The organism is Streptomyces daghestanicus, assembly GCF_020521275.1.
Lineage (GTDB): Bacteria > Actinomycetota > Actinomycetes > Streptomycetales > Streptomycetaceae > Streptomyces > Streptomyces griseoviridis.
Genome location: NZ_BNDX01000008.1, coordinates 1,936,308 through 1,959,651, shown reverse-complemented (window position 1 = coordinate 1,959,651; position 23,344 = coordinate 1,936,308). Strand labels below are relative to the sequence as shown.

The window sequence follows — 23,344 nt, the reverse complement described above, 5'->3', positions numbered from 1 at the left end:
TCGCCGACACCGGCAAGACGCTGAAGCTGGTGCGGGACTTCTGCCGGGACACGGTCGCCGAGGTGCGCAGCGCGGTGATCTACGAGAAGTCCCACTCGCTGGTGAAGTGCGAGTACGTGTGGAAGCGGACGGACGACTGGATCAACTTCCCGTGGTCGGTCGAGCCGCCGGTGGTCAGGCGTTCCGGGCAGGTCCTCGACGCCTGAGCCGCGTCGGGGGCCGCGCGGGCCGAGACGAGAAGGGGCTCCCGGTACCCGCCGGGAGCCCCTTCTCGTGCGTCCGCCCGGAACGTGAGCGCGCGGGACGCTAGGGCCTGCGGTTCGGATCACGCTGCGGACGCGGGGCCTGGTGCGCGCACCTGCCGCGTTGTCGTCACTCGCCGATGCTCCGCGTCGACTCCCTCCTCCGCCTCGCATCCGCACGCACCAGGCCCCGCTCACCGGCGCGAGGAAGGCACAGCCGATTCCCCGCGACCTGATCCGAACGACAGGCCCTAGAACGTGCCCAGCTTCACGATCGACAGCAGTGCCACCAGCTGGATCGCGGACGCGCCCAGCGCCTTCGGCCAGGGGAGGTCGTGGGAGCGGCCGACCATCAGGGTGAGCAGCGCGCCGGCCGCGATCCAGGTGATCCAGCCGAGGATCTGGACGAAGGGCGCGTCGCCGCCGGCGAACATGGCGACGATCAGACGGGGGGCGTCCGTGAGGGACATGATCAGCATGGAGAGGCCGACCGTGGGCTGCCAGGCCCCGTCGCCGCCGAGCTGGCGGGCGAGGGTGTGGGTGACGACGCCCAGGACGAAGGCGGAGAGGACCATCGCGACGGCCGTCACCAGGACGATGGGGATCGCGTTGGACAGCGTCGCGTTGATCGCGTCCTCGCGGGCGCCGTCGAAGCCGAAGACCGCGATCAGGCCGTAGACGAAGGTCACGATCAGGGCGGGGCCCCACATCGTGTAGTCCCGCATCTGGAGGAAGGTCCGGTTCGGGGCGGTGACGATGCCCTTCAGCAGGTCCTTCCAGTGCAGGCGGGGGCCGATCGGGCCGGGGGGCGGGGACGCCGAGCCCGCGCGGTAGGTGTCGCCCTGGGTGTAGGGGTCCTCGCCGATCGAGAAGGCCTGGGTGTGGCCGGGGTTGTTGGCGGCGTAGGGGTCGTGCGGGGCGCCGTGCGGGTGGCCGCCGTCGCCGAAGTACTCCGGCTCGCCGTGGTCGCCGGCCGGCCGGCCGCCGTAGCCACCGCCGCCGCCGTCGGCCTGCGGCCATCCGCCGGAGCCGGCCGCGTACGGCTGGTGCTGCGGAGGGTACGGCTGCGGCGCCGGGGGATAGCCGTACGGCTGTCCCTGCGGCGTCTGCTGCCCGTGCGGGGGGTGTTGCGGTCGCGTCTGAGGAGCGCCGTTGTCCCGGCCGCGTCCGATCCTGAATCCAGCCACGCTTCCGAACGTACCTGGTCCCGCAGAGTGACGTGCCGGGGCCGGGGCTCCTGGGGCGGCTTTGCGGCCGAGCTGTGACATCCCTTACGGGGGCGGGACGCCGGGCCCTTAGGGGGTACGGCGAAGCCCCCTGGTCCCCCGGGCGGGCGGGGCAGGGGGCTTCGGTGTGCCGCGGCCTGGTTACTTCGCCGGTTCCGGTTCCGGCGCGGGCTCCGTCTCGGCCTCGCCGGCCGGGTCGGCCGGGGTCTTGACGGAGTCCAGCAGGAGCTGGGCGACGTCGACCACCTGGATCGACTCCTTCGCCTTGCCGTCGTTCTTCTTGCCGTTGACCGAGTCGGTGAGCATGACCAGGCAGAACGGGCAGGCGGTGGAGACGATGTCCGGGTTGACGGAGAGGGCCTCGTCGACGCGCTCGTTGTTGATGCGCTTGCCGATCCGCTCCTCCATCCACATCCGCGCGCCGCCGGCGCCGCAGCAGAAGCCGCGTTCCTTGTGGCGGTGCATCTCCTCGTTGCGGACGCCGGGGACGGCGGCGATGATCTCGCGCGGCGGCGTGTAGATCTTGTTGTGCCGGCCCAGGTAGCAGGGGTCGTGGTACGTGATGATGCCCTCGACCGGGGTGACCGGGACCAGCCTGCCCTCGTCCACGAGGTGCTGGAGCAGCTGGGTGTGGTGGATGACCTCGTAGTCGCCGCCGAGCTGCGGGTACTCGTTGCCCAGGGTGTTGAGGCAGTGCGGGCAGGTGGCGACGATCTTCTTCGCCGACTTCGGCTTCCTCGACTCCTCGGTCACCTTGCCGTCGTCGTCCGTCTCCTCGCCGAACGCGGCGTTGAGGGACATGACGTTCTCCATGCCGAGTTCCTGGAACAGCGGCTCGTTGCCGAGGCGCCGCGCCGAGTCACCCGTGCACTTCTCGTCGCCGCCCATGATGGCGAACTTGACGCCCGCCATGTGGAGCAGCTCGGCGAAGGCCTTGGTCGTCTTCTTGGCGCGGTCCTCCAGGGCGCCGGCGCAGCCGACCCAGTACAGGTACTCGACGTCCGTCAGGTCCTCGATGTCCTTGCCGACGACCGGGACCTCGAAGTCGACCTCCTTGGTCCACTCCAGGCGCTGCTTCTTCGCCAGGCCCCAGGGGTTGCCCTTCTTCTCCAGGTTCTTGAGCATCGTGCCCGCCTCGGACGGGAACGCGCTCTCGATCATCACCTGGTAGCGGCGCATGTCGACGATGTGGTCGATGTGCTCGATGTCGACCGGGCACTGCTCGACGCAGGCGCCGCAGGTGGTGCAGGACCACAGGACGTCGGGGTCGATGACGCCGTTCTCCTCCAGCGTGCCGACCAGAGGCCGCTCGGCCTCCGCCAGCGCCGCCGCGGGGACGTCCTTCAGCGCCTCCTCGGACGCCTTCTCCTCGCCCTCCATGGTCTTGCCGCCGCCGGCCAGCAGGTACGGCGCCTTGGCGTGCGCGTGGTCGCGCAGGGACATGATCAGGAGCTTGGGGGAGAGCGGCTTGCCGGTGTTCCAGGCGGGGCACTGCGACTGGCAGCGGCCGCACTCGGTGCAGGTGGAGAAGTCGAGCAGGCCCTTCCAGGAGAAGTGCTCGACCTGGGAGACACCGAAGACGTCGTCCTCGCCGGGGTCGGTGAAGTCGATCGGCTTGCCGCCGGAGGTCATCGGCAGCAGTTCGCCCAGCGAGGTCTCGCCGGTGGCGTTCCGCTTGAACCAGATGTTGGGGAAGGCCAGGAAGCGGTGCCAGGCCACGCCCATGTCGGTCTTCAGGGCGACCGTGATCATCCAGATGAAGGAGGTCGCGATCTTCAGCCCGGCGAAGAAGTAGACGAGGTTCTGCAGGGTGGACAGGCTCAGTCCCTTGAGCGCGGCGACCACCGGGTACGAGATGAAGAAGGACGCCTCGTAGCCGTCGACGTGGTGCAGGGCGCCCTCCAGGGCGTGCAGCATGAAGATGCAGACGCCCACGATGAGGATGACGGCCTCGACGAAGTACGCCTGGCCGAAGTTGGAGCCCCCGAAGCGGGACTTGCGGCCCGGCCGGCGCGGGTGGCTGAGCTGCCGGACGACGATCAGCGTGAGGATGCCGAGCACGGTCATCGTGCCGATGAACTCGACGAACACGTTGTACGGCGCCCAGTCGCCGAGGACCGGCAGGATCCAGTCGGCCTGGAAGAGCTGGCCGATCGCGTTGACGATGGTCAGCAGCAGGGAGAAGAAGCCCACCGCCACGAACCAGTGCGCGACGCCGACGATGCCCCAGCGGTTCATCCGGGTGTGGCCGAGGAACTCCCTGACCACCGTGAGGGTGCGCTGCGCGGGGGCGTCGGTCCGGGTGCCGGCCGGTACGGGCTGGCCCAGCCGCATGTAGTTGACGATCTGCAGGACAGCGCGGGCGAAGAGTGCCACGCCGACCACGATCAGAACCAGCGACACGATGATCGCGGCGAGTTGCATTTGGGGGCTCCTCGGGCCTGCGAGGTTTCGAGGGGGCTGTGTGGTGCGGAGCTGCCGGGTTGCTCGGCTGCTCGGTGTTACTGAGCGGTAGCTTATGCAGTCCGTCTGAGACTACCCCTATCCTCCGCCGCACTGTAGTCGGGCGTGTGGTGATCTGTGTCGCTGAGGCGACCCTGACCGGAGCGGCCCGGTCCGCCCGGGTGTGCCCCCGCCGCCGCGCCGCTGGTCCTGCCCCGGCGGGGTACTCGAACGCGTCGGCGAGGGGATGTCCGGTGCGAGAAGCGTGCCCCCGCTCATGTTTTCGCTGGTCGGCGCGGTGTTGCGTGTAAGGAACGGATAAGAGTTGAGTCCAGTTGACTCAGGTCTATTGACCCGGCGGACGTCGTGGTGCACACTTGAGCCTGTTCCACTCAAGTCAGCTGGAGGAATCAACCATGGCACGTGCGGTCGGCATCGACCTGGGCACGACTAACTCCGTCGTCAGCGTTCTGGAGGGCGGCGAGCCCACCGTCATCACCAACGCCGAGGGCGCCAGGACCACGCCGTCCGTCGTCGCCTTCGCGAAGAACGGTGAGGTGCTGGTCGGCGAGGTCGCCAAGCGTCAGGCGGTCACGAACGTCGACAGGACCATCCGGTCGGTCAAGCGCCACATGGGCACCGACTGGAAGATCAACCTGGACGGCAAGGACTTCAACCCGCAGCAGATCAGCGCCTTCGTGCTGCAGAAGCTGAAGCGGGACGCCGAGGCCTACCTGGGCGAGAAGGTCACCGACGCGGTGATCACCGTTCCGGCGTACTTCAACGACGCCGAGCGCCAGGCCACCAAGGAGGCCGGCGAGATCGCGGGCCTGAACGTCCTGCGCATCGTCAACGAGCCGACCGCCGCCGCGCTGGCGTACGGCCTCGACAAGGACGACCAGACGATCCTCGTCTTCGACCTCGGTGGCGGCACCTTCGACGTGTCCCTCCTGGAGATCGGCGACGGCGTCGTCGAGGTGAAGGCCACCAACGGTGACAACCACCTCGGTGGTGACGACTGGGACCAGCGCGTCGTCGACTACCTGGTGAAGCAGTTCCAGTCCGGTCACGGCGTGGACCTCTCCAAGGACAAGATGGCGCTCCAGCGCCTGCGCGAGGCCGCCGAGAAGGCGAAGATCGAGCTGTCCTCGTCCACCGAGACCTCGATCAACCTGCCCTACATCACGGCCTCCGCCGAGGGCCCGCTGCACCTGGACGAGAAGCTCACCCGCGCCCAGTTCCAGCAGCTGACCGCCGACCTGCTGGAGCGCTGCAAGACGCCGTTCCACAACGTCATCAAGGACGCCGGCATCCAGCTCAGCGAGATCGACCACGTCGTTCTCGTCGGTGGCTCCACCCGTATGCCCGCCGTCGCCGAACTGGTCAAGGAACTGACCGGCGGCAAGGAGGCCAACAAGGGTGTGAACCCGGACGAGGTCGTCGCCATCGGCGCCTCCCTCCAGGCCGGTGTCCTCAAGGGCGAGGTCAAGGACGTCCTGCTCCTCGACGTCACCCCGCTGTCCCTCGGCATCGAGACCAAGGGCGGCATCATGACCAAGCTCATCGAGCGGAACACGACGATCCCGACCAAGCGGTCCGAGATCTTCACCACCGCCGAGGACAACCAGCCGTCCGTGCAGATCCAGGTCTACCAGGGCGAGCGCGAAATCGCGGCGTACAACAAGAAGCTCGGGATGTTCGAGCTGACCGGTCTGCCGCCGGCGCCCCGCGGCGTCCCGCAGATCGAGGTCTCCTTCGACATCGACGCCAACGGCATCATGCACGTGACCGCGAAGGACCTGGGCACGGGCAAGGAGCAGAAGATGACCGTCACCGGCGGCTCCTCGCTGCCGAAGGACGAGGTCGACCGGATGCGCCAGGAGGCCGAGCAGTACGCGGAGGAGGACCACCGCCGCCGCGAGGCCGCCGAGACCCGCAACCAGGGCGAGCAGCTCGTCTACCAGACGGAGAAGTTCCTCAAGGACAACGAGGACAAGGTCCCCGGTGACGTCAAGACCGAGGTCGAGACGGCCCTCACCGAGCTGAAGGAGAAGCTCAAGGGCGAGGACACCGCCGAGATCCGCACCGCCACCGAGAAGGTCGCCGCCGTCTCCCAGAAGCTGGGCCAGGCGCTGTACGCCGACGCCCAGGGCGCGCAGGCCGCCGGCGGCGAGGCCCCGGGTGCCGGCGCCGGCGCCGGTGCCAAGGCCGACGACGACGTGGTGGACGCCGAGATCGTCGACGACGAGCGCAAGGACGGTGCCGCGTGACGGAGGAGACCCCGGGTTTTGACGAGAAGCCCGACGTCCCCTCCGGCGCCGCCTCCGAAGACGCCGAGCCGAAGGCCGCCCCCTCCTCCTCGGAGGCGGGGGCGGCCCCGGCCGGGGACGCGAGCCAGGACGCGGGCCTGCTGGCCCAGCTGGACCAGGCGCGCACCGCGCTCAACGAGCGCACCGCGGACCTCCAGCGGCTCCAGGCCGAGTACCAGAACTACCGCCGCCGGGTCGAGCGGGACCGGGTCGCCGTCAAGGAGATCGCCGTCGCGAACCTCCTGACGGAACTCCTCCCGGTCCTCGACGACATCGGCCGCGCCCGGGAACACGGCGAACTGGTCGGCGGTTTCAAGGGCGTCGGCGAGTCGCTGGAAGCCGTCGCGGCCAAGCTGGGCCTCCAGCAGTTCGGCAAGGAGGGCGAGCCCTTCGACCCGACGATCCACGAGGCCCTGATGCACAGCTACGCGCCGGACGTCACCGAGACGACCTGCGTGGCGATCCTGCAGCCCGGGTACCGGATCGGCGAGCGCACCATCCGCCCCGCGCGGGTGGCCGTCGCCGAGCCCCAGCCCGGGGCGCAGACGGTCAAGCCGGCCGAGGAGAGCGAGAAGCCGGCCGACGCGGAGTCCGGCGACGACAAGGAGAGCGGTGGCCCGGCCGAGGGCTGATCTCGTGAGCAGCAGGAAGGAGGGACGTCGGGGATGAGCACCAAGGACTTCATCGAGAAGGACTACTACAAGGTCCTCGGCGTCCCCAAGGACGCCACCGACGCCGAGATCAAGAAGGCGTACCGGAAGCTCGCCCGCGAGAACCACCCGGACGCCAACAAGGGCAACGCCCAGGCGGAGGAGCGCTTCAAGGAGATCTCCGAGGCGAACGACGTCCTCGGCGACCCCAAGAAGCGCAAGGAGTACGACGAGGCCCGCGCCCTCTTCGGCAACGGCGGCTTCCGCCCGGGGCCGGGCGCGGGCGGCGGCACCTTCAACTTCGACCTGGGCGACCTCTTCGGCGGCGCCCAGGGCGGCGGACAGGGGGCCGGCGGCTTCGGCGGCGGGCTCGGTGACGTCTTCGGGGGCCTGTTCAACCGCGGCGCGGGCGGCGGCACCCGTACGCAGCCCAGGCGCGGCCAGGACATCGAGTCCGAGGTCACCCTGAGCTTCACGGAGGCCATCGAGGGCGCCACGGTCCCGCTGCGGATGTCCTCGCAGGCGCCCTGCAAGGCCTGTTCGGGCACCGGCGACAAGAACGGCACCCCGCGCGTCTGCCCGACCTGCGTCGGCACCGGCCAGGTCACCCGGGGCTCGGGCGGCGGCTTCTCGCTGACCGACCCGTGCCCGGACTGCAAGGGCCGCGGCCTGATCGCGGAGAACCCCTGCGACGTCTGCAAGGGCTCCGGGCGGGCCAAGTCCTCCCGGACGATGCAGGTCCGCATCCCGGCCGGGGTCTCCGACGGGCAGCGCATCCGGCTGCGCGGCAAGGGCACCCCGGGCGAGCGCGGCGGTCCGGCGGGCGACCTGTACGTGGTGGTGCACGTCAAGGAACACCCCGTCTTCGGCCGCAAGGGCGACAACCTCACGGTCACCGTCCCGGTGACGTACGCGGAGGCGGCGCTCGGCGGCGAGGTCCGGGTGCCCACCCTGGGCGGTCCGCCCGTCACGCTGAAGCTGCCGGCCGGGACGCCCAACGGGCGGACCATGCGCGCCCGCGGCAAGGGCGCGGTCCGCAAGGACGGCACCCGCGGCGACCTGCTGGTCACCGTCGAGGTGAGTGTCCCGAAGGATCTGACGGGGAAGGCTCGTGAGGCGCTGGAGGCGTTCCGCGAGGCGACCGCGGGTGAGGACCCGCGGGCGGAGCTGTTCCAGGCCGCGAAGGGAGATTGACATCAGATGGACGGTCGTCGGCGCAATCCGTATGAACTGACCGAGGACACCCCGGTCTACGTCATCTCGGTGGCGGCCCAGCTGTCCGGCCTGCACCCGCAGACCCTGCGTCAGTACGACCGTCTGGGCCTGGTCTCCCCGGACCGCACCGCCGGCCGGGGCCGCCGCTACTCGGCCCGGGACATCGAACTGCTCCGTCAGGTCCAGCAGTTGTCGCAGGACGAGGGCATCAACCTGGCCGGCATCAAGCGCATCATCGAGCTGGAGAACCAGGTCGCCGCGCTCCAGGCCAGGGTCGCCGAGATGGAGGCCGCCCTCGACGGCGCGGCGGCGGCGATGCGCCAGCGCGAGGCGGCGGTGCACGCGTCGTACCGCCGTGACCTGGTCCCGTACCAGGAGGTCCAGCAGACCAGCGCGCTGGTGGTGTGGCGGCCGAAGGGACGCCACACCGACTGAGACGCCCGAGCCGGACGAGCGTACGGAAGAAGGGGCCCGGATCGCATCCGGGCCCCTTCTTTCCGTCGTTCCGCGTCCGGGGCCGGTCAGAGCCAGGAGTCCCAGATGCCGTACGCCCGCTCGGTGGTGGCGGCGTCGGCGCCTGCGGCGTCGGTGCGCACGACCCGGTAGTAGTACAGGCCCAGGCGGTCCTCGTGGACCGTGGTGTCCATGTAGTACGCGCTGTCGCCCGCCACGCCCTGTTTCAGGGTGAGCCAGGAGGCGGTGGCCGGGTCCCAGCGCTCCACGCGGTAGCCGGCGAACCGGGCGCAGTCACCGAGGCCCGAGGACTCCGAGCAGCCCACGTACAGCTCCGGGTACTGGTCCTCGCGGACGTCCGTGCCGGTCCAGCCGGGCGGCCGGGTGTCGGGCAGGGTGACCGTGATGTCGGCGGTGTGGAAGGCGTCGGGTCCGGCGTAGGGGTCGATGAGTCCGGAGCCGTCCGAGGCGGCCACCCGGTAGACGTGCGCGGCGCCGTCCGGCACGGTCGGGCAGTAGATCTCGGTGGCGGTCAGGGAGCTGCCGGTCCAGCAGTTGTCCTCCCAGACCGTCTCGCCGGTCTCCGGGTCGGTGACGCCTTGCCAGACGGCGTACGACTGGACGTCGTCGTCGGCGGGCGGGGTCCAGGTCAGGTGGACGCCGAGCGGGATGATCTCGGCGGTCAGGTTCTCCACCGGGGCCGGGCGTTCGGTGTCCGGGGTGGTGGCGGTGGCGGCCGGGCCGGGCCGCGAGGCGTGGCCCTGCGGGTCGACGGTGACCACCCGGTACTCGTACGTCGTCTCGGACGCCCCGGAGACGTCCCAGCAGACCCCGTTGACCTGCTTGCGGCCGGCGTAGGAGGGCGCGTCGGAGCCCGACCAGGTCCAGTACGTCTTGGGCGCCTCCGGGGGCAGGTCGACCGAGCTGTTCGGCTTGCACAGGTCGACGGTGGTGGTCGCGCCGGTCGCCGGGTCGGTGCGCTCCAGGCGGTAGCCGAGCAGCGGGCCGTCGCCGTCGAAGGCCCATGGGTCGGTGCTGCTCCACTCGACCATCACGCCCTCGCCGAAGGGGTGGGCGGTGGTCCGGAAGGCGGGGATCGCCTCGGGCCGGGCGGCCAGGTCCACGGTGATCTCGGCGGGGGCGGCGGCGTTGCCCTTGGCGTCCAGCGCGCGCACCGCGTACCGGTAGGTGTCGCTCACCGCCGTGAGCTGGCGCGGGACGACCTCGGTGGCGGTCGTGGTCCCCGGCGCGGGCAGGGCGTCGAGCCAGCCGCCGGTGGCCGGGTCGTACTGGAGCACCTGGTAGGCGGTGGCGTCCCCGGCGGGGGACCAGAGCAGGTGCGGCACGCCGGAGCGGTACTCGACGCGGGCGTCGGCGACGGGGGCCGGCGGGGTGCGGTCGGCGGTGGTGAAGGTGGCGGCGGGCGAGTACGCCGACCAGTTGCCGGCCGCGTCCCGGGCCCGGCCCCGGTAGGTGACCTCGGCGCCGTCGGCCGGGGTGCCGGTGTCGCAGAAGGCGCCCTTGGCGGCGGTGGCGACGGTCGTCCAGGCATCCGAGGACGCCTTCCGCCGCTGGAGTTCGTAGAGCGCGATGTCGGCGGCGTTCGCCGCGGTGGTGACCAGTTCCGGGGCGGCGTAGGGCTGGTCGGCCGGGCAGGCGTCCATCTCCACGAACGGCGCCGCGGGCGGCGTCCGGTCGACGGTGGTGACGGGCTGGTCGGCCGTCCCCGCCGAGGTGTTGCCCGCCTTGTCGTAGGCGCGGACCTCGTAGTAGAAGACCTGGCCGGTCTTCGGGACGGTGGTGTCCGTGAACGAGGTGGAGGTGGTCGTGGCGAGCGGCTTGCTGCCGTACTCGGTGCCCTTCAGGCGGCGGTGGACGCGGTAGCCGACGAGGTCCATCTCCTTGTTCTTCGCCCAGGAGACCTTCGCCTTGCCGGTGGCCTCGTCGTACGTGACCGAGGCCCCGGTGGGGGTGAGCGGCTTGACCTTGTCGACGGAGGCGGAGGTGCGGGGGGTGTAGGCGAAGGTGACGTCCGCCTTGCCGGTCCAGTTCACGAAGTCGACGCGGAGGGTGTGCCTGCCCTTGGGGACCGTGACGTCGACGGTCTTCTTCCGGGTCGAGGACACGTTCTTCCACAGGTCGACCTTGCGGACGCCGTCGAGGTAGACGCGGATGCCGTCCTGGGCGGCGGCGGTGAAGGCGAACGGGCCGCCGGAGCCGAAGTCGCGGGTGACGGACCAGCGGACGCCGAAGCGGTCGGCCGGCAGTCCCTTGGCGGGCGCGCCGGAGCCCCAGTTCTGGTCGATCGCGGAGTCGCAGTCGGTCTTCTTCGGGGAGCCGGAGAAGGCGGTGTTCGCGAAGAACTGCCGGGTGAAGACGGGCGAGGCGCAGCTCGCGGCGGCGGAGGCGGGCGCGGCGGTGGTGAGCAGCCCGCCCGCGGTGGCGAGCACGACGGCGGCCGAGGCGGCGGCCGTGGTCGTGCGTCTGGCTGAGTTCATTCGGTCCTCTGATCGAAAACGGCGGGGGCCGCCGACGGCCCCGTGATCACGACTCGTGAGGAAAGGAGTTGGTTGTACGGATCTCGCGGGTCCTGATGGGGATGGGTGATGGCCTTTGTGTGAAGGGATGTTGGAGAAGAAGTCGTTCTGTTTTCATCGCGGGAGCGCTGCGTGATGTTGCCATCTCGTTAAGTGGTACCGCTTGACGGTGAGGTGGGTGGACGCGTTGTCTTTTCAGTCACCTGGGTCGCAAAGCGGCCACCGCGTCCGGAAGGCACCAGAAGTGATCTCCTGCATGCGCCGTATCGCCATGTCCGTGGCCGTGTCCACGATGGCCGTTTCGCTGACGGCCTGCGGTGCGCTCAACGTGTCGGGCGGCAGTGACACCGCGAGCCCGACCAAGGGCGACGACCTCACGGTGGGGCTGCTGCTGCCGGAGAAGGCCAACACGCGCTACGAGCAGTTCGACCACCCCATCTTCGAGAAGAAGGTCACCGACCTGACCGGCGGCCGGGGCACCGTCGAGTACGCCAACGCCGAGGCGAGCGCGAGCAAGCAGGCCGGGCAGATGCAGAAGATGATCGACGACCGGGTCGACGTCATCGTGCTGGACGCGGTCGACGCGCACGCCATCGCGGGCAGCGTGAAGAAGGCCAAGGACGCCGGCATCCCGGTGATCGCCTACGACCGGCTGGCCGAGGGCCCGATCGACGCGTACATCTCCTTCGACAACGAACTCGTCGGCGAGGTCCAGGGCCGCTCCCTGCTGGAGGCACTCGGCCCCGACGCCGCCGCCGACACCATCGTCATGATGAACGGCGCGCCGACCGACCCCAACGCCCGCCAGTTCAAGGCCGGCGCGCTCACCGAACTCGCCGGGAACCTGCGGATCGGCGCCGAGTACGACACCGAGGACTGGAAGCCGGAGAACGCCGAGAAGAACATGGCCGAGGCCATCGCGAAGCTCGGCGCGGACGGCATCGACGGCGTCTACTCCGCCAACGACGGCATGGCCGGCGGCGTCATCGAGGCGCTCAAGGCGGCCGGCGTCACCGAGCTGCCGCCCGTCACCGGCCAGGACGCCGACCTGGCGGCGGTGCAGCGGATCGTCTCCGGCGAGCAGTACATGAGCGTGTACAAGTCCTACCCCCAGGAGGCGGAGAGCGCCGCCGAGATGGCCGTGGCCCGCGTGCAGGGCAAGGACATCCAGTTCGACGCGCTCACCGCCGACCGCGTCGACAGCCCCACCGACAAGGACATCCCGGCCCAGCTCGTCACCGTCGTCGCCCTGACCAAGAAGAACATCAAGGACACCGTGGTCGCCGACGGCATCCACGAGGTCTCCGACATCTGCACCGCCGCGTACAAGGCGGACTGCGCGGCGATCGGCCTGAAGTAGGCCGCTTGTTGCACAGGCGGTCCCGGCCGCGCATAGTTGCGCTGCGGAAAGCGGCGGCAACCGGGGGTGGACTGGGCGATGGCCGGGCACGGGACGGACGGGCATCCACACGGTGCTGACCGACTGTGCGAGGCCGGGGACCAGGTGTACTCCCGTGCCGTGCGGCGGGGCCGGGTGCCGCGCGGGGACGCGGAGGCGGTGCCCTGTCTGCTGGACCTCGCCCTGCTGCACCCCGACCCCGACGACATGGGGTTCCTGGTGCCGACCGCGCCCCAGGAGGTCATGACCCGGCTGCTGCGCGAGGTGTACGACGAGGTCAGCGCCGGGCAGCGGCGGCTGGGCTCCGCGGTCGCCGCCGTCGAGCGGTACGCGGGGCTGGGGGAGCAGCGGCAGCCGGCGGCCGGCGAGGGCACCGCGATCCGGGTCCTGGACGGCCTGGCCCGCATCCAGGCGGCGATGGACGAGGCGACGCAGGCGTGCACGACCGAGGTGCTGACCGTGCAGCCCGGCGGCATCCGGCGCGAGCACGAGCTGTCCGAGGGGCTGCACCGGGCGCTGGCGCTGCGCGGGCGCGGCGTACGGATGCGCGACCTGTACACGCACGTCGCCCGGCACGGGCAGGGGCTGCTGCACTACATGGAGCTGATGGGCGACGCGGTGGAGGCGCGGACGCTGGACGAGGTGATCGACCGGCTGATCCTGTTCGACCGCACGGTGGCCTTCGTCCCCGCCAACGCCGAGCGGACCATGGCGCTGGAGCTGCGCCACCCGGCGCTGGTGGAGTACCTGGTGACCGTCTTCGAGCGGCTGTGGCGGCTGGCGCTGCCGCTGACCGCGCCGCTGCCGGAGACCGGCATCGACGGCATCTCGCACCGGGAGCGGTCGATCGCGGCGCTGCTGGCGGAGGGCCACCAGGACGCGGTGATCGCGGAGCGGCTGGGGATCAGCGTGCGCACCTGTCGGGCGCACATCGCCCGGCTGTCGGAGACGCTGGGCGCGGCGAGCCGCACACAGCTCGGCGTCCGCATCGCCCAGGCCGGCCTGGACGGCCCGCCCCGCACCCCGGCCCCGGTCAGGCGTCCCGGTCGAGAATCCCCGACCGCGCGATGAGATAGCCGAGCTGGGCACGGCTGTCGCTGCCTAGGGTGGCGGCGAGTTTGGCGATGTGGACGCGGGCGGTGCGCACGTTCATGCCGAGGTGGTCGGCGATGACGGCGTCGGTGTGCCCCTCCACCAGCAGGGCGGCCACCGCGCGCTGGCGCGGGGTGATGCCGTCCAGGGTGGGCGGCTGCTCGGCCTGCGGGTACATGGGAACGGCCAGCCGCCACAGGCGGTCGAAGACGGTGACGAAGTAGGTGATCAGCGCGGGGTGGCGGATCTCCAGGGCGAGGGTGCGGTCCTCGTTGGCGGGGATGTAGGCCACCCTGCGGTCCACGGTGATCAGGCGTTCGGTGACCTCGTCCAGGCTGCGGGCCTGCACGTCGCCGGTCAGCCGCTCGTAGCGGGCCAGGACGGTGGGCGCGTACCGCAGGGTGTGCTGGTAGAGGGCGCGGATGCGGCCACCGCGGGCGAGGAAGGCCTGGTCGCGTTCGATGACGGGTTCGTGGACCTGGGGCGGGGGGCCGATGTGAGCGCCGTGCGGCTGGATGGTCAGCACCTCGTCGGTCGCCTCGGCCATGACCTCGGCGATGGCCCGGCTGATCCGGTCCTTGCCGCTGAGCAGTCGTAGGGCCGGTGAGTCGTCGGCCGACGCGTGCGGGCCGCCGATGCGCAGCAACGGGGCGAAGGTCTCGGCGAGCCGCTCGCCGCGCCGCCGTTCACCGGCGACGCGCTCGTCGGAGGCGCGCAGGAGGCGGTGCAGGGCGACGGCGGGGGCCACGGGCTCCAGTCGGTCGGGAGTGTCGACCACCGGGCGGAGCAGACCGGAGTCGAGGAGGCACGGTGTCGCGTCGGCCGCCGCGGCCGGGAGGGGGCCGTCGCGCAGGGCGCGGGTGTACAGCTCCAGTCCGGCCTGGCACAGCTCCTCGTTCGCGTGGTCCTCGTGTGCCGTCGCGGTCACGCGTGACTGCCTCCTTGGCGTCAGTGGTCCTGGTCCAGTATTCCGGACTGCGCGATGAGGTAGCCGAGTTGGGCCCGGCTGCCGCTGCCGAGGGCGGAGGCCAGCTTGGCGATGTGGGCCCGGCAGGTCCGTACGTTCATCCCGAGGCGACGGGCGATGGCCTCGTCGACGTGGCCTTCCACCAGGAGCTTGGCGATGGAGTGCTGGATGTCGGTGATGCCGTCGGGCGCGGTCTCGTAGGGGGCGCCGGCGGTGAGCGGTACGGCCCGGCTCCACATGAACTCGAAGACCTTGATGAGGTAGCGGACCAGTCCGGTGTGCCGCAGTTCCAGCGCGGTCTGCCGGTCGTCGCGGATCGGCAGGAAGGCGACCGTCTCGTCGAGGATGATGAGCCGCTCGACCAGTTCGTCGATGGTGCGGTACTCGGCCTTGCCGTTGGCGAACTGCTCCACGTAGGCCAGCCGCTCGGAGTTGTAGCGGGCCGTGTGCTGGTAGAGGGTCCGGATGCGGACCCCGCGCTCGATCAGGGGCTTGTCGCGCTCCAGGGCCTCCATCAGCCTCTTCTCCGTGCTGCGGGGACCACTCGGCTGGATGGTCAGCATCTCGGAGGCGCACTCGGCGGTCGCGAGGTCGAGGGCGGCGTTGATCCGGTCCAGCCCCTCCAGGACGGTGATGGCGTGACCGGAGGAGGTGTCCTGGGCGCTGAGTGTGAGGAACGGCTCGAAGGTCTCGGTGAGGGCGATCGACAGCCGCCGGTGCTCGGAGATCTCGCGTTCGATGGGAGTCAGCCGCTGGGCCAGGGCGACGGACGGGGGTACCGGGCGCAGCCAGTCGGAATCGTCAGGGTCCGGGTGGAGGAGGGCGAATTCGGTGAGGCAGGGCGCGGCTTCCGCGTCCGCTCGCGGGATGCGACCGTTGCGCAGGGCATTCGCGTACAAACGACTCCCTGCCTCGCACAACTCTGTGACCGAGTGGGGATGTGTCTCCTTTGTGTCCTTTTTACCCATATCTCCACCCCCCAGGGTCATGAACGTGCAGGAACATGATGCACCGATCGTGTGGCCACGACGTACCTGAATGAGCCATCGTCTTATCCGACGGGGGAGTGAGGGGACCTTCAAGTGAGGACGAAGCCAACCATGCGCAAGAGAATGCTTCGCTCGGTGCTTGTTGCCGCCTTCTCCGCCGTTGCGGCCTTCGGAACAGTGGCTGGCCTCTCCGGCGTGCAGGGCGACGCGCACGAGGTGGGCAGTGAACAGTCCGTCGCTGTCGTGGCGGTCGACGGCGAGGCGCCGTCGTACACCACGAACGACAGCAAGTGGGACTGATGCGGATGTCCACCCCACCCGACGACCGCTCATTCCGTCGCGAGATGGCCACCGCCTTCCGCTCCGGCTGGCACTTCATCGACCTGGTCACCGCCATCCCCCACAGTGGTGACTCCCTGATGGTGACCGTGTTCGGCGAACCGGTCGTCGTCACCCGGGACGAGGACGACGACGTGCGGGCGTACCGGTGTCTGCGGCGGCCTCGGGGGGCGCCGCAGCCTGTGCGGTGTGCCATCCGGTACGGAATGATCTTCGTGAATCTTGACCAGAGAGACCACCGGCTGGTGGAACCCGAATCCCCCACCTCGCGGACCATCTCAGCCACCCCCCGCAGTGCCTGACGCGATTCCCCCGTCGTAAAAAGATCGCTCAGGCGCTTCCCCCCGCAGCGGCGTCACCGTGACCTGAACACGGTGACGCCGCTGCAGTTTTGCATGTCCTGCCGCGGACATCCTCCGTTTCACCACACTCAGGTGGTCCCCAGGGCCCGGTCCACCGCGATCTCGATCACCACACGGGTCGGATTCGGCCGCGGTGGCTTGTACCGCTCGGCGTACCGCCGCTCCGCCTCGGCCACCTCCTCCAGCGCCTCGCGCACGACCGCCCGCCCCTCCAGCGTCGACCACCGCCGGCCGTCCACCTGGCACACGGCGGCCCGCGCGCCCGTCTCCCCGGCGGCCCGCACGTACCGCGCCTTCGCGCTCGCCCGATCCGTGATCACCCGGACCACCCCGGCGTCCGGGTCGTAGGTCGCCCCGACCGGCACCACGTGCGGTGTGCCGTCCGGGCGGAGGGTGGTCAGGGTGCACAGATGCCGTTCCCGCCAGAAGCCGAGGTCCATGGACGGGAACCTATACGGGCCGCCGGGTACTCGTTCCCCCTGGCGGCTCCCGATCCGCACTTGAGTGGAATAGACTCAACTTTATACACGTTGCCTGAGTCAGGACGTTGCCCAGTCGCCAGGAGGAGAACCCGAACGTGGACGCCGAGCTGACCAACCGGAGCCGGGACGCGATCAACGCGGCCAGCAACCGGGCCGTGACCGGGGGACACCCGGACCTCACCCCCGCCCACCTGCTCCTGGCCCTGCTCCAGGGTCAGGACAACGAGAACATCACCGACCTGCTCACGGCCGTCGACGCCGACCAGGTCGCCGTCCGCACCGGCGCCGAGCGGGTGCTCGCCGGGCTGCCCAGCGTGACCGGGTCCACCGTCGCCCCGCCGCAGCCCAGCCGTGAGATGCTCGCGGTCGTCGCCGACGCCCAGACGCGGGCCAAGGACCTCGGCGACGAGTACCTCTCCACCGAACACCTCCTGATCGGCATCGCCGCCAAGGGCGGTGCGGCCGGCGAGGTGCTCAAGGCGCAGGGGGCCACCGCGGACAAGCTCCAGGAGGCCTTCCGGAAAGCGAGGGGAGGGCGCCGGGTGACCACCGCGGACCCGGAGGGCCAGTACAAGGCGCTGGAGAAGTTCGGCACGGACTTCACGGCCGCCGCGCGCGAGGGCAAGCTCGACCCGGTCATCGGCCGGGACACCGAGATCCGCCGCGTCGTGCAGGTGCTGTCCCGCCGTACGAAGAACAACCCGGTGCTGATCGGTGAGCCGGGCGTCGGCAAGACCGCCGTCGTGGAGGGGCTCGCCCAGCGCATCGTGAAGGGCGACGTCCCCGAGTCGCTGAAGAACAAGCGGCTGGTCGCGCTCGACCTCGGCGCGATGGTGGCCGGGGCGAAGTACCGCGGCGAGTTCGAGGAGCGGCTCAAGACCGTCCTGGCCGAGATCAAGGACTCCGACGGCCAGATCATCACCTTCATCGACGAGCTGCACACGGTCGTCGGCGCCGGTGCCGGCGGCGACTCCGCGATGGACGCGGGCAACATGCTCAAGCCGATGCTGGCCCGCGGCGAGCTGCGCATGGTCGGCGCCACGACCCTGGACGAGTACCGCGAGCGCATCGAGAAGGACCCCGCCCTGGAGCGCCGCTTCCAGCAGGTCCTGGTCGCCGAGCCGTCCGTGGAGGACTCCATCGCGATCCTGCGCGGTCTCAAGGGCCGCTACGAGGCCCACCACAAGGTGCAGATCGCGGACAGCGCGCTGGTCGCGGCGGCCACCCTCTCCGACCGGTACATCACCTCCCGCTTCCTGCCCGACAAGGCCATCGACCTCGTCGACGAGGCGGCCTCCCGCCTCCGCATGGAGATCGACTCCTCCCCGGTCGAGATCGACGAGCTCCAGCGCGCCGTCGACCGGCTGAAGATGGAGGAGCTGGCGATCGGCAAGGAGACCGACGCCGCCTCCGTGCAGCGCCTGGAGAAGCTCCGCCGCGACCTCGCCGACAAGGAGGAGGAGCTGCGCGGCCTCACCGCCCGCTGGGACAAGGAGAAGCAGTCCCTCAACCGGGTCGGTGAGCTGAAGGAGAAGCTCGACGAACTGCGCGGGCAGGCCGAACGCGCCCAGCGCGACGGCGACTTCGACACCGCCTCCAAGCTCCTGTACGGCGAGATCCCGAACGTGGAACGCGATCTGGAGGCCGCCTCCGAGGCCGAGGAGGAGGTCGCCAAGGACACCATGGTCAAGGAGGAGGTCGGCGCCGACGACATCGCCGACGTCGTCGCCTCCTGGACCGGCATCCCCGCCGGCCGCCTGCTGGAGGGCGAGACGCAGAAGCTGCTGCGCATGGAGGACGAGCTGGGCAAGCGGCTCATCGGCCAGACGGAAGCGGTCCGCGCGGTCTCCGACGCCGTACGGCGTTCGAGGGCCGGCATCTCCGACCCGGACCGCCCCACCGGCTCCTTCCTCTTCCTCGGGCCGACCGGCGTCGGCAAGACCGAACTGGCCAAGGCGCTCGCGGACTTCCTCTTCGACGACGAGCGGGCGATGGTCCGCATCGACATGTCGGAGTACAGCGAGAAGCACAGCGTCGCCCGCCTGGTCGGCGCCCCTCCCGGCTACGTCGGCTACGAGGAGGGCGGCCAGCTCACCGAGGCGGTCCGCCGCCGCCCGTACAGCGTGGTCCTGCTGGACGAGGTGGAGAAGGCCCACCCCGAGGTCTTCGACATCCTGCTCCAGGTGCTGGACGACGGCCGGCTCACCGACGGGCAGGGCCGCACGGTCGACTTCCGCAACACCATCCTGGTGCTCACCTCCAACCTGGGCAGCCAGTTCCTGGTCGACCCGCTCACCAGCGAGGCGGAGAAGAAGGAGCAGGTGCTGGAGGTGGTCCGGGCCTCCTTCAAGCCGGAGTTCCTCAACCGCCTGGACGACCTGGTCGTCTTCTCGGCCCTCACCAAGGACGAGCTGAGCCGCATCGCCCGCCTCCAGATCGGCGCCCTCACCCGCCGCCTGGCCGAACGCCGGCTCACCCTGGAGGTCACCGACGCGGCCCTGGAGTGGCTCGCCGTCGAGGGCCTCGACCCGGCGTACGGCGCCCGCCCGCTGCGCCGCCTGGTCCAGACCGCCATCGGCGACCGCCTCGCCCGCGAGATCCTCTCCGGCGAGATCAAGGACGGTGACACGGTACGGGTGGACCGGTTCGAGGACGGTCTGATCGTGGGGCCGGTGTCCGGAAAGACACTCTGACGCCGCCGCGCCGCGGCACAGGGCCGCCGGGGCTTGCCACCCCCCTCCCCGGATGAGGGAGGATGGCGGAATCCGTACGAAGGGAAAATCACGGTGAGCATCGACCCGTCCTCGATTCCGAACTTCGGGGGCAAGCCCGAGCCGCAGCCCCAGGGCCCGGCGGGCCCCGTGGTCCCGGATCAGGACCTCGTGAAGCAGCTCCTCGACCAGATGGAGCTGAAGTACGTCGTCGACGACGAGGGTGACCTCGCGGCGCCGTGGGAGCAGTTCCGTACGTACTTCATGTTCCGCGGCGAGGGCGACCAGCAGGTCTTCTCGGTGCGGACGTTCTACGACCGCCCGCACGACATCGAGACCAAGCAGCAGCTGCTGGAGTCGGCCGACGACTGGAACCGGCGCACCCTGTGGCCGAAGGTGTACTCGCACACCCACGACGACGGCACGGTCCGTCTGATCGGTGAGGCGCAGATGCTGATCGGCACGGGCGTGAGCCTGGAGCACTTCGTCTCGTCCACGGTCAGCTGGGTGCGCGCCGCCATCGAGTTCGACCGGTGGCTGGTGGAGCAGCTCGGCCTGGAGCAGGAGATCGACGGGGCGGAGAAGCCCGAGGACGACGACGAGTAGTCCCGGTCCGTCCCCGCTGCGCCGGCGGCGCCGTCCACAGGCTGTGGACGGCGCCGTTCTCGTGTCAGCCGAGGGCCTTCAGGCGCCGCACCGCGTCGGCGAGGACGGCCGTCCTCTTGCAGAACGCGAAGCGGACGAAGGGGGCGCCCGCCTCCCGGTGGTCGTAGAAGACCGCGTTGGGGACGGCGACCACGCCCGCGCGTTCGGGCAGGGCCCGGCAGAAGGCGACGCCGTCGGTGTGGCCGAGGGGGCGGATGTCGGTGGTGACGAAGTAGGTGCCGGTGGGCCGGTGGACGCCGAAGCCGGCCTCCGCGAGGCCCGTCGCGAGCAGGTCGCGCTTGGCGCGCAGGTCGTCGCGGAACGCGGTGAAGTAGCGGTCGGGCAGCGCGAGGGCCTCGGCGATCGCGTACTGGAAGGGGCCGGCCGAGACGTACGTCAGGTACTGCTTGGCCGAGCGGACCGCCGTGAGCAGGGCGGGGGCGGCGGTGATCCAGCCGACCTTCCAGCCGGTCAGCGAGAAGGTCTTGCCGCTCGACGAGATGGTGACCGTGCGTTCGCGCATGCCGGGGAAGGACGCCAGGGGGATGTGCTCGGCGTCGTCGTAGACCAGGTGTTCGTAGACCTCGTCGGTGATCACCAGGAGGTCGCGGGCCACGGCCAGCTCGGCGACGGCGGCCAGCTCGGCGCGGGTCAGGACGGTGCCGGTGGGGTTGTGCGGGGTGTTGATCAGCAGCAGGCGGGTGCGGTCGGTGACCGCGTCGCGCAGCTCGTCCAGGTCCAGGCGGAACTTCCCCTCGTGCGGGCGCAGGGTGACCGGGACGCGGGTGCCGCCGGCCAGCGCGACACAGGCGGCGTAGGAGTCGTAGTACGGCTCCAGCGCGATCACCTCGTCGCCGGGTTCCACCAGGGCGAGCAGGGCGGCGGCGATCGCCTCCGTGGCGCCGGCGGTGACCAGGACCTCCGTGTCGGGGTCGTACGACAGGCCGTACCAGTGCCGCTGGTGGGCGGCGATCGCGGTGCGCAGCTCGGGGACGCCGGGGCCCGGCGGGTACTGGTTGCCGCGGCCGTCGCGGACCGCCCGGACCGCCGCCTCCCGGACCTCCTCGGGGCCGTCCGTGTCCGGGAAGCCCTGGCCCAGATTGATCGCGCCGGTCCGCACGGCCAGGGCGGACATCTCCGCGAAGATCGTCGTCCCGAACTCGGCGAGACGGCGGTTGAGCAAGGGGCGCGCGCTGGAGGTCATGCCGGCCATCCTGCGCCGAAGCCCGGACGATCCTCAACCGCTCTCGTCGGCTCACCCGGGACGCGCGGGGACCCGTATGGACCCGAATGCCCCGGTGTGGTCGCCGCGCGGACGCCCCCGGGCGACGCTGTGACGGTGACGGATGCGCTCGTTCCCGCCGTGCCGTGCCGTGCGGCGCGGTGCGCGACCGCGCCAGGACGAAGGGCTGACAGGCGATGACGGACATGCCGCACGGAGCACGACCGCGGACCACGGGCGCGCGGGACGACGGCCGGGCGGCCGGACCGCTGCGGTACTTCGGGGTGTTGCTCCTGCTCAGCGGTGTGCTGAGCGTCCTCCAGGGCATCGCCGGCATCGCCGAGGACCGCCTCTTCGGCGTGCCCCGCGCCTACGAGTACCGGTTCGACCTCACCGGTTGGGGCTGGATCCACCTCGTCGTGGGCGTCGCGCTGATCGTGGCCGGGGTGGCGGTGCTGCGGGCGATGCCCTGGGGCCGCGCGGCGGGGGTGGCGGTCGCCGCGATCAGCCTGGTCACCCAGTTCATGTTCATCCCCTACTACCCGCTGTGGTCGATCAGCGTGATGACGCTCGACCTGATCATCCTGTGGGGCATGGCGCGGATCGCGGTCACCTGACCCGGGCTGTCCGCACGGCCGGCCCCGGAGGCCCCCCACCAGCGCTTCGGCGCAGGTGAGGGGGCTTTTCCGAGCCATGACCCTCAGAAGTTGCTCAACTCTGCTTTGGCGCGTCGTGGCCGCGGGCATCTCCGGTGCAGCGCAACGGGCGGAGCACCCACGGGGGGTCGCTCAGGGGTTGCTCGTCGGGTCGCTCAGGGGAAGGAGGGTGGCGCCATGATCATCGGCATCATCCTGGCAGTGATCGTGATCTTCATCGTGGTGCGCAGCGTGTCCGTCGCGCGCTCGGGAGCGCGCGCCGGTGGGACGCGCCGGCGGGCGGGCCGTCGGACGGGGGGCGGGGACGGCGGGTACGCCGGTGGCGGCGACTCCGGTGACGGCGGGAGCTGGTGGGCGGACGGCGGCTCGTCGTCGGACGGCGGCCACTCCGGTGGTCACTCCTGCGGTGGCGGGTCGTCCTGCGGCGGTGGCGGGGGATGCGGTGGCGGAGGCGGTGACTGACACGGGGCAGTCGGCGCCGCGCGAAGGGGGAACCGCATCCCCGGACCGGGAAGGCGTCCGCCGGGCCGTGCGCCCGGCGGGCGCCTTCGGCGTACTGGCGCGCGGTGTACCGGTAGGCGCACGCCGTGGTGGAACAGGTGAGCTGTTGAGCCCCCTGAGGGATGGAAATACCACGAAGTTGGGTAAAAACGCTGTGGCGCCGCCACCGTCCATGATTGCCTCTCATTCACCCAAGCAGCCCCTCGGGCGTCCCGCGGACCTCTTCTGACCGGCCGACCGGGCTGTGACAGGGCCGCGCCCGGCCGTGGCCGGGATCACGGGACCCTGCCCTTCTTCCCCCCTGTGTGCTTGCGGAGCCTTCCATGCTCACGACCCTGAACACCGCCTACACCGACACGCGCGCGGCCGACCTCGCCTGGGCCCTCGGGCGGGAGCCGCTCCCGGCCCTGGCCACCCTCGAAGTCGAACTGGAGGGCGCCGCACTTCAGTTGAGACTCCTCGGCGCCTCCCACCAAGTGCTCCTGGAGGAGGAGCGGGGCCTCTGCTCGGAGACGGTCGCGTGCATCCCGGGCAGCCGGACGCCGCTGCCGCTGGGCGTCGCCAAGCGGGTGGGCGACTGGGAGTACGAGTTCGCCGCCCGGGTGGAGGTGCTGTCGCCCGACGCGTTCGCCGGCCGCGCGCAGGAACTGCTCGCCCTGGTCGCCGACCACCCGCACGGACTGGTCGGCGTCTTCCCGGGCAGCCCGTACGCCTTCACCGCCCTGCTGGCGCAGCGCACCGACGGCCAGGTCACCTGGCGCACCTGGCACGCCTATCCGCAGGAGGGCCATCTGGTGGCCACCCGGACCCGGGTCGGCGTCCGCGCGGCCGCGGGCCGTCCGGCGCGTGCGCCCGCTGGACCGGGGTGCGCGCCGATAAACCTGTGACCGCCCACCGCGCGCCCT

21 protein-coding genes are annotated in these 23,344 nt (G+C 70.9%); 14 read left to right on the top strand and 7 right to left on the bottom strand.

The window, feature by feature from the left end; all coding sequences use genetic code 11:
• Window positions 1-206, top strand: a 206-nt coding sequence (locus tag Sdagh_RS18340) for a phosphoribosyltransferase (RefSeq protein WP_226535300.1), incomplete at its 5' end; no start/stop codon positions are given.
• Between the two features lie 287 nt (window positions 207-493).
• Here the strand turns inward: Sdagh_RS18340 and Sdagh_RS18335 are convergent.
• Complete coding sequence (locus Sdagh_RS18335) at window positions 494-1,510, bottom strand: Yip1 family protein (RefSeq protein ID WP_189422174.1); 1,017 nt, start codon at window positions 1,508-1,510, stop codon at window positions 494-496.
• Window positions 1,511-1,609: 99 nt separating this feature from the next.
• A complete protein-coding gene (locus Sdagh_RS18330) occupies window positions 1,610-3,892 on the bottom strand; it encodes a (Fe-S)-binding protein (protein ID WP_189422173.1) in 2,283 nt (760 codons plus the stop codon).
• 434 nt (window positions 3,893-4,326) lie between these two features.
• Here Sdagh_RS18330 and dnaK point away from each other — a divergent pair, with 434 nt between their 5' ends.
• Genes dnaK through Sdagh_RS18310 form a run of 4 tightly spaced genes read left to right on the top strand, consistent with a single transcriptional unit; the run spans window position 4,327 to window position 8,519 of the window.
• Window positions 4,327-6,180, top strand: a complete 1,854-nt coding sequence (dnaK, locus tag Sdagh_RS18325) for a molecular chaperone DnaK (protein ID WP_189422172.1) — start codon at window positions 4,327-4,329, stop codon at window positions 6,178-6,180.
• On the top strand, window positions 6,177-6,851 hold the full coding sequence (gene grpE, locus Sdagh_RS18320; protein WP_189422171.1) for a nucleotide exchange factor GrpE: 675 nt from the start codon (window positions 6,177-6,179) through the stop codon (window positions 6,849-6,851). Before dnaK ends, grpE begins: the two co-directional genes overlap by 4 nt.
• A gap of 33 nt (window positions 6,852-6,884) precedes the next feature.
• On the top strand, window positions 6,885-8,063 hold the full coding sequence (gene dnaJ / locus Sdagh_RS18315; RefSeq protein WP_189422170.1) for a molecular chaperone DnaJ: 1,179 nt from the start codon (window positions 6,885-6,887) through the stop codon (window positions 8,061-8,063).
• 6 nt (window positions 8,064-8,069) lie between these two features.
• Complete coding sequence (locus Sdagh_RS18310) at window positions 8,070-8,519, top strand: heat shock protein transcriptional repressor HspR (RefSeq protein WP_189422169.1); 450 nt, start codon at window positions 8,070-8,072, stop codon at window positions 8,517-8,519.
• A gap of 86 nt (window positions 8,520-8,605) precedes the next feature.
• Here Sdagh_RS18310 and Sdagh_RS18305 read toward each other — a convergent pair whose 3' ends face one another.
• A complete protein-coding gene (locus tag Sdagh_RS18305; RefSeq protein ID WP_190077010.1) occupies window positions 8,606-11,035 on the bottom strand; it encodes a PA14 domain-containing protein in 2,430 nt (809 codons plus the stop codon).
• A gap of 295 nt (window positions 11,036-11,330) precedes the next feature.
• Between Sdagh_RS18305 and Sdagh_RS18300 the strand changes: the two genes are divergently transcribed.
• Window positions 11,331-12,434 carry a sugar ABC transporter substrate-binding protein gene (locus Sdagh_RS18300; protein ID WP_190077009.1) on the top strand — a complete coding sequence of 368 codons (1,104 nt, stop codon included), beginning with the start codon at window positions 11,331-11,333 and terminating at the stop codon, window positions 12,432-12,434.
• 78 nt (window positions 12,435-12,512) lie between these two features.
• Window positions 12,513-13,544 (top strand): helix-turn-helix transcriptional regulator, encoded by a 1,032-nt coding sequence (locus Sdagh_RS18295; RefSeq protein WP_190077008.1) that lies wholly within the window; start codon window positions 12,513-12,515, stop codon window positions 13,542-13,544.
• On the opposite strand, the gene Sdagh_RS18290 is transcribed toward Sdagh_RS18295, so the two are convergent.
• Together Sdagh_RS18290 and Sdagh_RS18285 are read right to left on the bottom strand one after the other, a co-directional pair.
• On the bottom strand, window positions 13,507-14,493 hold the full coding sequence (locus tag Sdagh_RS18290) for a helix-turn-helix transcriptional regulator (protein WP_189422165.1): 987 nt from the start codon (window positions 14,491-14,493) through the stop codon (window positions 13,507-13,509). The genes Sdagh_RS18295 and Sdagh_RS18290 overlap by 38 nt on opposite strands.
• A gap of 20 nt (window positions 14,494-14,513) precedes the next feature.
• Window positions 14,514-15,500, bottom strand: a complete 987-nt coding sequence (locus Sdagh_RS18285) for a helix-turn-helix domain-containing protein (RefSeq protein ID WP_189422164.1) — start codon at window positions 15,498-15,500, stop codon at window positions 14,514-14,516.
• Between the two features lie 132 nt (window positions 15,501-15,632).
• Between Sdagh_RS18285 and Sdagh_RS18280 the strand changes: the two genes are divergently transcribed.
• Both Sdagh_RS18280 and Sdagh_RS18275 read left to right on the top strand, forming a co-directional pair.
• Window positions 15,633-15,821 carry a hypothetical protein gene (locus tag Sdagh_RS18280; protein WP_189422214.1) on the top strand — a complete coding sequence of 63 codons (189 nt, stop codon included), beginning with the start codon at window positions 15,633-15,635 and terminating at the stop codon, window positions 15,819-15,821.
• A gap of 5 nt (window positions 15,822-15,826) precedes the next feature.
• Window positions 15,827-16,162: a Rieske (2Fe-2S) protein gene (locus tag Sdagh_RS18275; protein WP_189422163.1), complete on the top strand. Its 336-nt coding sequence runs from the start codon at window positions 15,827-15,829 to the stop codon at window positions 16,160-16,162.
• Between the two features lie 128 nt (window positions 16,163-16,290).
• On the opposite strand, the gene Sdagh_RS18270 is transcribed toward Sdagh_RS18275, so the two are convergent.
• On the bottom strand, window positions 16,291-16,662 hold the full coding sequence (locus Sdagh_RS18270; RefSeq protein WP_190077007.1) for a pyridoxamine 5'-phosphate oxidase family protein: 372 nt from the start codon (window positions 16,660-16,662) through the stop codon (window positions 16,291-16,293).
• A gap of 137 nt (window positions 16,663-16,799) precedes the next feature.
• Between Sdagh_RS18270 and clpB the strand changes: the two genes are divergently transcribed.
• Together clpB and Sdagh_RS18260 are read left to right on the top strand one after the other, a co-directional pair.
• Complete coding sequence (gene clpB, locus Sdagh_RS18265) at window positions 16,800-19,397, top strand: ATP-dependent chaperone ClpB (RefSeq protein WP_189422209.1); 2,598 nt, start codon at window positions 16,800-16,802, stop codon at window positions 19,395-19,397.
• A 93-nt stretch (window positions 19,398-19,490) separates the two neighbouring features.
• Window positions 19,491-20,021 carry a YbjN domain-containing protein gene (locus Sdagh_RS18260; protein ID WP_189422161.1) on the top strand — a complete coding sequence of 177 codons (531 nt, stop codon included), beginning with the start codon at window positions 19,491-19,493 and terminating at the stop codon, window positions 20,019-20,021.
• A 64-nt stretch (window positions 20,022-20,085) separates the two neighbouring features.
• On the opposite strand, the gene Sdagh_RS18255 is transcribed toward Sdagh_RS18260, so the two are convergent.
• The gene (locus tag Sdagh_RS18255; protein ID WP_190077006.1) at window positions 20,086-21,273 is read right to left on the bottom strand and encodes a pyridoxal phosphate-dependent aminotransferase; all 1,188 of its coding nucleotides are present in this window, start codon (window positions 21,271-21,273) and stop codon (window positions 20,086-20,088) included.
• 215 nt (window positions 21,274-21,488) lie between these two features.
• On the opposite strand from Sdagh_RS18255, the gene Sdagh_RS18250 reads away from it, so the two are divergent.
• The 3 genes from Sdagh_RS18250 (at window position 21,489) to Sdagh_RS18240 (ending at window position 23,326) form a co-directional block, all read left to right on the top strand.
• Complete coding sequence (locus tag Sdagh_RS18250) at window positions 21,489-21,899, top strand: DUF7144 family membrane protein (RefSeq protein WP_226535298.1); 411 nt, start codon at window positions 21,489-21,491, stop codon at window positions 21,897-21,899.
• A 216-nt stretch (window positions 21,900-22,115) separates the two neighbouring features.
• Window positions 22,116-22,400 carry a hypothetical protein gene (locus Sdagh_RS18245; RefSeq protein ID WP_190077005.1) on the top strand — a complete coding sequence of 95 codons (285 nt, stop codon included), beginning with the start codon at window positions 22,116-22,118 and terminating at the stop codon, window positions 22,398-22,400.
• 362 nt (window positions 22,401-22,762) lie between these two features.
• Entirely contained in the window at window positions 22,763-23,326 is a 564-nt protein-coding gene (locus tag Sdagh_RS18240) for a DUF2617 family protein (RefSeq protein WP_189422158.1), read from the top strand.
• The last annotated feature ends 18 nt before the right edge of the window (window positions 23,327-23,344 follow it).